We start from the raw sequence: 8118 nt of genomic DNA, 5'->3' as shown, positions 1-8118 counted from the left end.
GCCTTATGAAATGGGTAAAAGCACCAAAAATATGACTGATGATGGATACCCTATCGATATTTATGGGTCTGTTACAGAACATATGGTAATTGAGGTTGAAGCGTTGCGTGCTGGTGAAAACAAGCCATTGCCTACGGTTGATGAGTTCTTGAATCGTAGCAAGTCTGAATTCACTAAACTGGGTGCAACCATCAAGGAAGAGTCCGTAGCATTGGGTGGAACATCTGCTAAGAAAATAGATGTAACATATGCAACGCAAGGGCAAACATTTAGATTTTCTCAATACGTATTCTTAGATCAAGGCGTATTGTGGAATATAATCTACCAATATCCTGAAAAGGATCAGGTAGGCGCTGATATCAGCAAAGAAATTCAAAACAAGATTCAAGTTACACAACAGAAAGAGGGTTAATCGATGAACGTATTAGTAGTTAACTGCGGTAGTTCTTCCTTGAAATATCAATTACTTGATATGACAACAGAAACAGAATTGGCAAAAGGTCTTTTTGAAAAGATTGGTGATCAAGACGCTATCTTCACTCACAAACGTCCTAACGCAGACAAATTAGAACGCGTTGAACCAATCTTAAACCATAAAGAAGCACTTCGCATTTTGCTTGATATTTTAGTTGATGCTGAATATGGTGTAATCAAGTCTATGGACGAAATCGACGCTGTTGGTCATCGTGTAGTACATGGCGGTGAAAAATTTGCTGATTCCGTATTAATCACTCCAGCTGTTATGGATGCATTGAACGAATGTTGCTCCTTAGCACCATTGCACAATCCTCCAAACATTCAAGGTATCGAAGCTTGCCAAGCTATTATGCCTAACGTACCACAAGTTGGCGTATTCGATACTGCATTCCACCAAACAATGCCTAAAGAAGCATACATGTATGCGCTTCCTTATGAATACTATGAAAACTATGGCATCCGTCGTTATGGTTTCCATGGTACGTCCCACAAATATGTTGCACAACGTTGTGCTGAATTGATGGGTAAACACATGTCCGATCTTCGCATTATCACATGTCACTTGGGTAACGGTTCCTCCGTGGCAGCGATTAAAGGCGGCCGTTCCATCGATACTACAATGGGCTTCACTCCATTGTCCGGTTTGATCATGGGTACTCGTTCTGGTGATATTGACCCAGCTATCGTTCCATTCTTGATGAACAAAACTGGTATGAACTACGAAGAAGTTGATACTGTAATGAACAAAAAATCCGGTGTACTTGGTATTTCCGGTGTGTCTAATGACTTCCGTGTTATCGAAGAAGCAGCAGCTAATGGTAACAAACATGCTCAATTAGCATTGAACATGTTCCACTATAAAGTTCGCCGTGTAATTGGTGCGTTTGCAGCGGTTATGGGTGGTGTTGACGCTATCGTATTCACAGCTGGTATCGGTGAAAACGGTATCGGTAACCGTGATGCAATCTGCAATGGCTTAGAATACTTAGGCACTCGTATTGACTCCGAACGCAACAATGTTCGTGGTAAAGAACAAGAAATCAGTGCTGAAGGCTCCAAAGTTAAAATCTTCGTAATTCCTACAAACGAAGAAATCATGATTGCTCGCGATACTCAACGTATTACAGCAGCTTTGAAAAAATAATATAGTTCGTATCTGAACTAGGTGACTAATAGAGTCATTAAACCCCGTCTATATCTTAGATATGGACGGGGTTTTTGTAGTTTTTATGTATAGAATATCTTATAATAGGATGTATAGTTATTAAGTAGTGATTTCATTAAAAGGGGTAAAGCATGACGGTATTATATGAAGAGAAGTCTCAGCGCGCTAAAAGTGCAGAGTTATTAGTAATGTGTTTTGTATTCTTGTTGCTTTGTGCAGTCGCATATACAACGTATCGGAGCATTCAACTACATACGGTATTATTAGCTGAGTATTTCATTGAAATTATGGCTATTATTGTTATTGTTAAACAAGCGGTTAGTCGATATACATATATTTTGACAGATACAAAACTTGTTATTGAAGAATCTTCTTTCTTTAGAAAACGCCATTTTGAAGTAGACTATGACATGATTGATGGGGTGTTCAAATTTGAGCGTGAGCTATTGTCGAATATTAAATACCGCTACAAATATAGAAAATGCTCCACCTCTGATCCACGTCCGATCTGGTCTCTGGTGTATGCTATCGTAGAGGGAAATAAGGTTAAGAATGGTCGTTTGTTGTTGAAAGCAGAAGATAGATTCTTTGAAATTTTAGAAGAAAAAGTTCCAGGTCGCATTCGCGTGCCTCAAGCAGATATCGTATTTTATGCGACAGTTCGTGCTGATGCAGTAAAACATGGTGAAGATGTACAAGAATATTACAATAAATTAACGTCTTCAGCAGAGGATACTAAAGTTGCCTCCGAGGAAACTAAATAATCATTGATGTATTACTGTAGTATTATTGATGCTTTATTGATGTAAAGAATGTTTATAATACATAAAAGGAGTGTTTATGGCCGGATTATATTTGGCGAGTCAATCACCACGCAGAACTGAATTATTAACACAAGTTGGTATTGATCATATCGTTGTGTCCAGTACTTATGAAGAACCTAATGAAGGTTACGATAGTCCTATTGAAATGGTAAAAGCTCAAGCCCTAGGTAAAGCTCGTTGTGCAGTAGGTGTTCCTGAAGGTAGTATCGTGCTCGGTGCTGATACTATTGTGGTCCTAGATAACGAAGTGTTAGGCAAGCCTCAAGATGAAGCTGATGCACGGCAAATGCTAGAACGTTTGTCGGGTAGATGTCATTCTGTAATAACTGGCGTAGTGCTTCTCATCAAAGGGAAAGAAGTGGTCTTTCACAATGAAACAAAGGTGTACTTCAAAGAATTAGCACCTTTTGAAATCGAATCTTACATTGCTAGTGGTGAGCCTATGGATAAGGCAGGGGCCTATGGCATTCAAGGTAAAGGCGCTTTATGGGTAGAGAAAATAGAAGGCTCTTATACCAATGTAGTGGGATTGCCGGTTGAGCATGTTTATGACGAACTATGTAAAGCATTAGGAGCTAAATAACGCTATCTTTTTATCGTTATAGGTTATAATTGGCTGTGCTGTGCTGTGCTGTGCTGTGCTGTGCTGTGCTGTGCTGTGCTGTGCAAGAAATATATAAAGAGAGTAGATGTGTTGGTTACTTGATTGATAGATGGAGTTATCTATTTGAATGGAGCGATTCTATGGAAGTACCAACTGTAAGTGTAAAAGACATGTTACCTTTTCAACGGCCACGAGAGAAGTTTCTTACTTTAGGGCCATCTCACATGGCGATGGAGGAGTTACTAGCAATTTTATTGCGAACGGGTGTAAAGGGACAGTCCGCAATCTCACTGGCTAGTGATATCGTAAAGTCCTTCGATGATGGCGTATATGGGCTCAATCGAATGACCGTTGAAGACCTCGTGAAAATTAAGGGCATTGGTACAGATAAAGCAGTAACTTTATGTGCCGCTCTTGAAATGGGAAGACGGCTAGGGGAGCTAAAGATAAAGGAAACTTATGAAGATTTTTCGCAGCCTTTTGTGATAGCTCAATACGTAATGGAACGATTGCGTCACGAAGAGGTCGAACATGTATGGGCTGCTATGCTGACCTCTCGAAATAAGCTGATTCAGTTAGAGCATATTTCTAATGGTGGTTTAGTATCTAGTCTAGTGGAGCAACGGGCTGTGTTTAAAAAGGCCATAGCTTGTAATGCGGCGGCTATTATTCTAATTCATAACCATCCGTCAGGAGATAGTAGACCTAGCGATGAGGATATACGATTAACAAAACTATTCGTTAGTGCTGGTCAATTCATGGGAATTCCTGTACTAGATCATATCGTTATCGGCGATAATGAATTTACGAGCCTCAGTGAAATTGGTAAATTAAGCTGAACTAAATAGAATAGAAATAAAACTAAATAAGATTGTAAAAAAGCACTCATTTGAATCTATCCTGAATTTTGATATCTAGGAGGTTTTAATTAATGAGTGCTTTTAATATAGCAAAAAGCCCCGATATCAATGGAAAAAGTCGCTCTATCTATGGTAAAATGGAATGATGATGTAATGAAGGAGAAATTACTATGAGTTCCATTTTACCTACTCTAGGAAGAGATGTAAGTATAGATATTGGTTCCATACAAACGCGCCTCATGGGTGGGACGCGAGGAACCGTTATAAGCGAACCATCGATTATAGCTACAGATACAAAGCAAGAAAAGGTAGTTGCTGTTGGGGATGAAGCGGCACGCCTCGTATTGCGTATGCCAGATATGTGGCGCCCTTTGACGCCTTTAAAAGACGGTTTTATCGTCGACTATCGCGTTATGCATACCATGCTTAACTATTTTTTAAATAAGGTTTCCAATGCATTACGTCGTGCTCGAGTTCTCGTAGGTGTTCCTTGCGGCATGACTGATGTTGAACAAAGAGCTATGATGGATGCTGTTATTCAAGCAGGTGCTCGAGAGGTATTCCTCATTGAACGCCCTGTAGCGGCAGGGATTGGCTGTGGCGTTCCTATCTTCGAAGCACGTGGCTCTATGATTATCGATATCGGCGGTGGTACTGTTGATATGGGCATCGTATCCTTAGGTGGGATCGTAGATAGTAAAACGATACGCTTTGGAGGTTCTGATATTAATAATGCACTATTGCGTTATGTACGAGAGTGCTTTGGTGTAATCGTATCAGATGAAACTATATTAGATATTAAACATACCGTAGGTACTGCTATCGCTCCTTTAGAGGATGCTGAGTATGCCTTCCAAGGTCGTGATATGATGAATGGCTTGGGCAGACGTTGCGTAATTCATCAATCCGAAGTGTATCAAATTATTGACACTTGTATTGCGGGCTTACTTGATGAAGTAAAGCAAATGATTCGTTCTGCTGCTCCCGAGATCGTAGCGGATATTATGCAGCACGGCATATGGCTCACAGGTGGTACTGCTAGACTAGCTGGCTTAGCCGATCGTATCGGTACTGAGTTAGGTGTGCCAGTGCATGTGCCAGAAGCACCTGAAACAAAGGTTGTTGTAGGTCTTAACGGGGCATCTTCCGATTTAGTGAGCTTATCGCGTTTTATTGTAAATTCTAAGAATAGAAAGGGCCGAGACTAGTATGATACAGTCAGATAAAAAATTAATTATCGTCGTTGTCATTAGCTGTATCCTATTGGCGTTACTTGGTTTTGCTTGGAAACAACGAACTAGTATTCCTTTTGTTACCGTTACCCTTGAAGGTATTACGACTCCTTTTGCCTACGGCTCTGCCCGTCTATTAGAGGGGGTACAAACTAGCTTTACGGTGCTGAATAATGCAATTTCTTCTACCATTGAAAGTGAAGCAGAAGCATCTCGTAAAGCTGCATTAGAGCAAAAGGTTGTTAACTATGACGAGGTTGTGGCAGAAAATATTCGCCTACGACAACTGTTGAACTATAAGAGTAATCATCCAGAGTTTTCTATGACCTTGGCCGGTGTTATTACTAAGGATTACGGTACGTGGACAAATACTTTCACCATTGATAAAGGTAGTGAAGAAGGCATGGCCGTGAATATGGCCGTCGTTGTACCAAGTGGTGTAGTTGGTTTCATTACTGACGTATATCCACACTCTGCTCGCGTGCAAACGATTCTTGACCCTCGTAGTGCAGTAGGTATTCTCGTACAGCGTCCTGAATCTCGCTTGTCTGGTGTTGTAAAAGGTAATGGCAATACGCCACGCACACCGTCCATGGTAAACATCGCTCGCGATGGTGACGTATTAGTAGGGGATAAATTGATTACCTCTGGTTACGGCGGCATCTATCCAAAAGGGTTACCAGTTGGCAATGTACAATCTATTGAAAATGATACAGAAGGCTTTGTGAAAAATGCTGTAGTCACACCAAGTGTTGACTTCTCTCATATTGAAGAGGTGTTTGTGTTAACTTCATCATCTCTCAGTGCACCGCAAAAGCCTGAGCTTGAGCCTAAACTTGTGCCTCAAACGCAACGAGATCAAGTGGAAGGGGTAAAGGGGGCCGTTAAACAATGACGCGTCTAGCTTTAGTCCTTTGTGGATTTTTAATTTACTTTATTCAGGCGCAACTGTTGCCTGCTATATTCCATACAAACTGGTTACCTAATTTGATTTTGACCATTATCGTTATGGTAACGCTGTTTAAAGGTCGTCGCATGGGCATTATGGCAGCGGTTGTGGGCGGTATCATTCACGATGTATTGATATCTAACTTCTTTGGGCTTCATTTCTTTCCTTATGTAATTGTGGTGTATTTGTTATCTGCTGTAAAACATCGCATTTATGAAGAACGTTGGTATTGGTCAAGTGCCATTGTGGCTATCTGCACATTGTTGGATGGTTTGATCCGTAGCTTTATGATATTAGCCAGCGGTGGCGATTTACATCTAGGTGTATATTTGCTACATATGGTCGTACCTGTTCTGTTTTGGAATGGCGTCTTGGCTGCCATTGTGCATGGCTTATTGTGGCGCAAAGAGGAAGAGCAAGATTATATTTGGTAAGTTTGGTTAGGGGGTGAAAGAGTGCTTGAAGGCCTCTATAAACGGAAAAAAACGAGTCGCTTTGATGTACTCTTTTACATTGTAGCGGCCATATTTATAGTGTTAGCACTGCGTTTGTTGACGCTACAAATCTTGGCTGGTGGTTATTATCAAGCTAAGGCGGAAGGTAACCGACTACGCATGGTTACGATGACAGCAGCTCGTGGTATTATGTACGATCGGAATGGTCAGATCTTAGTTGGCTCTAGACCAGCCTATACTATTTCCATTATGCCAACAGGCAAGGCCTTAGATGAAGGTGAAGTTGCTAAATTAGCAGCGTTACTTAAAATGAAGCCTGAAGATATTACGAAAAAGGTTAATGATCACAAGTATGGTTATGAACCGATTCGTATTGCCAATGATATTTCAATGGACGTAGTAACAACTATTGAGGAACATCGTCATGAATTGCCTGGTGTAACCATAGACGTTGAGCCACTTCGCTACTATCCATATGAGACGATGGCGTCTCAGCTCTTTGGCTATGTAGGGGAAGTGAGCGAAGAGGAACTAGAAGAGCTTAAACAGAAGGACCCGAATACCCTTGTTAGCGGTGGTACTATTTTAGGTCGTTCTGGTTTAGAAAAACTATATGATTCTATTTTGCGTGGTACCGATGGTGGTAAGCAGGTAGAGGTAGATGCTACAGGTCGTCCTGTGGCAGAGGTGGACCGAAAACATACGGTTCCTGGCTCTAATATTCATCTAACTATCGATGTGAACTTACAAAAGGCTGCGGAAGAAGCCGTTAAAAATCAATTGGATCGATTGCGAGCTCAAGGCATTCCTGCCCAAGGGGCTGCTGTGGTAGCCATGGACCCTAATACAGGTGCCATTTTAGCCATGGTTAGTGCTCCTGAGTTCAATCCAAACTGGTTTGCGAAAGGCATTACAACGGCTCAGTGGAATCAGCTTAATAACGATAAAAATCATCCTTTTGACAATAAGGTTATTTCTGGTGAGTATCCGCCAGGTTCTCCATTCAAGATTATTACTGGTACGGCTGCATTAGACCTTAAAAAGGTTACACCTGAAGAGATGATCTTCGATAGTGGTAAACACTGGCTTATTGATAAGAGAAATGCAGAAGGTGAAGCATTAGGTTGGCTTAACTTTAATAAAGCCCTTGCCAAGTCGGACAACGTTTACTTCTATGAAATGGGTAATCGCGTTGGTATAGAGGAACTCGTAAAATATGCAGGCTACTTTGGTATCGGTGAAAAAACGGGTATTAATCTAGCTGGCGAGGCGGCTGGTAATATGGCAAGCCCTGCATATAAACGTAAAGTTTTTGATGAGGATTGGTATTTAGGGGAAACCTTTGATGCGGCCATCGGTCAGTCTTTCACCTTGGCTACGCCGTTACAAATGGCGGTTATGCTCAGTGAAGTCGCCAATGGTGGTATTAAATATCGACCATATGTGGTGAGCCGTATCGATAATAAGGATGGTACTCCAAAAGAAATCTTTGGCCCTGATAAACTCGGTATCTTACCAGTACCAAAGAATATTATGGATATCGTTCGGGACG

At 41.2% G+C, this 8118-nt stretch carries 9 protein-coding genes; all 9 read left to right on the top strand.

The genetic code is table 11. The annotated features are described in order from the left end of the window. Nucleotides 1–412: hypothetical protein (locus Q0F90_RS05525; protein ID WP_296004075.1), on the top strand; the 412-nt coding region annotated here is incomplete at its 5' end. Nucleotides 413–415: 3 nt separating this feature from the next. Further along, complete coding sequence (locus Q0F90_RS05520; RefSeq protein WP_296004073.1) at nt 416–1621, top strand: acetate/propionate family kinase; 1206 nt, start codon at nt 416–418, stop codon at nt 1619–1621. A 152-nt stretch (nt 1622–1773) separates the two neighbouring features. After that, nucleotides 1774–2406 (top strand): hypothetical protein, encoded by a 633-nt coding sequence (locus tag Q0F90_RS05515; RefSeq protein WP_296004071.1) that lies wholly within the window; start codon nt 1774–1776, stop codon nt 2404–2406. 76 nt (nt 2407–2482) lie between these two features. Beyond that, on the top strand, nt 2483–3049 hold the full coding sequence (locus tag Q0F90_RS05510) for a nucleoside triphosphate pyrophosphatase (RefSeq protein ID WP_296004069.1): 567 nt from the start codon (nt 2483–2485) through the stop codon (nt 3047–3049). Between the two features lie 161 nt (nt 3050–3210). Then, nucleotides 3211–3909 (top strand): DNA repair protein RadC, encoded by a 699-nt coding sequence (radC, locus tag Q0F90_RS05505; protein ID WP_296004067.1) that lies wholly within the window; start codon nt 3211–3213, stop codon nt 3907–3909. A 191-nt stretch (nt 3910–4100) separates the two neighbouring features. Continuing rightward, entirely contained in the window at nt 4101–5138 is a 1038-nt protein-coding gene (locus tag Q0F90_RS05500) for a rod shape-determining protein (protein WP_296004065.1), read from the top strand. Between the two features lies 1 nt (nt 5139). After that, nucleotides 5140–6057: a rod shape-determining protein MreC gene (gene mreC / locus Q0F90_RS05495; RefSeq protein WP_296004063.1), complete on the top strand. Its 918-nt coding sequence runs from the start codon at nt 5140–5142 to the stop codon at nt 6055–6057. Continuing rightward, nucleotides 6054–6545: a rod shape-determining protein MreD gene (gene mreD / locus Q0F90_RS05490; RefSeq protein WP_296004061.1), complete on the top strand. Its 492-nt coding sequence runs from the start codon at nt 6054–6056 to the stop codon at nt 6543–6545. The genes mreC and mreD overlap by 4 nt, the downstream gene beginning before the upstream one ends. Before the next feature lie 21 nt (nt 6546–6566). Then, nucleotides 6567–8118, top strand: a 1552-nt coding sequence (gene mrdA, locus Q0F90_RS05485) for a penicillin-binding protein 2 (RefSeq protein ID WP_296004059.1), incomplete at its 3' end; no start/stop codon positions are given.

The sequence above is a fragment of the uncultured Veillonella sp. genome (assembly GCF_934190855.1).
Taxonomy (GTDB): Bacteria; Bacillota; Negativicutes; order Veillonellales; family Veillonellaceae; genus Veillonella.
The sequence above is the reverse complement of the archived record's forward strand: the minus strand, read 5'-3'. Positions and strand labels throughout refer to the sequence as shown.

Coding starts and splice junctions, on each gene's coding strand:
- Q0F90_RS05510 (WP_296004069.1), top strand. CDS start 2,483: ATGGCCGGATTATATTTGGCGAGTCAATCACCACGCAGAACTGAATTA.
- mreC (WP_296004063.1), top strand. CDS start 5,140: ATGATACAGTCAGATAAAAAATTAATTATCGTCGTTGTCATTAGCTGT.
- Q0F90_RS05515 (WP_296004071.1), top strand. CDS start 1,774: ATGACGGTATTATATGAAGAGAAGTCTCAGCGCGCTAAAAGTGCAGAG.
- Q0F90_RS05500 (WP_296004065.1), top strand. CDS start 4,101: ATGAGTTCCATTTTACCTACTCTAGGAAGAGATGTAAGTATAGATATT.
- radC (WP_296004067.1), top strand. CDS start 3,211: ATGGAAGTACCAACTGTAAGTGTAAAAGACATGTTACCTTTTCAACGG.
- Q0F90_RS05520 (WP_296004073.1), top strand. CDS start 416: ATGAACGTATTAGTAGTTAACTGCGGTAGTTCTTCCTTGAAATATCAA.
- mreD (WP_296004061.1), top strand. CDS start 6,054: ATGACGCGTCTAGCTTTAGTCCTTTGTGGATTTTTAATTTACTTTATT.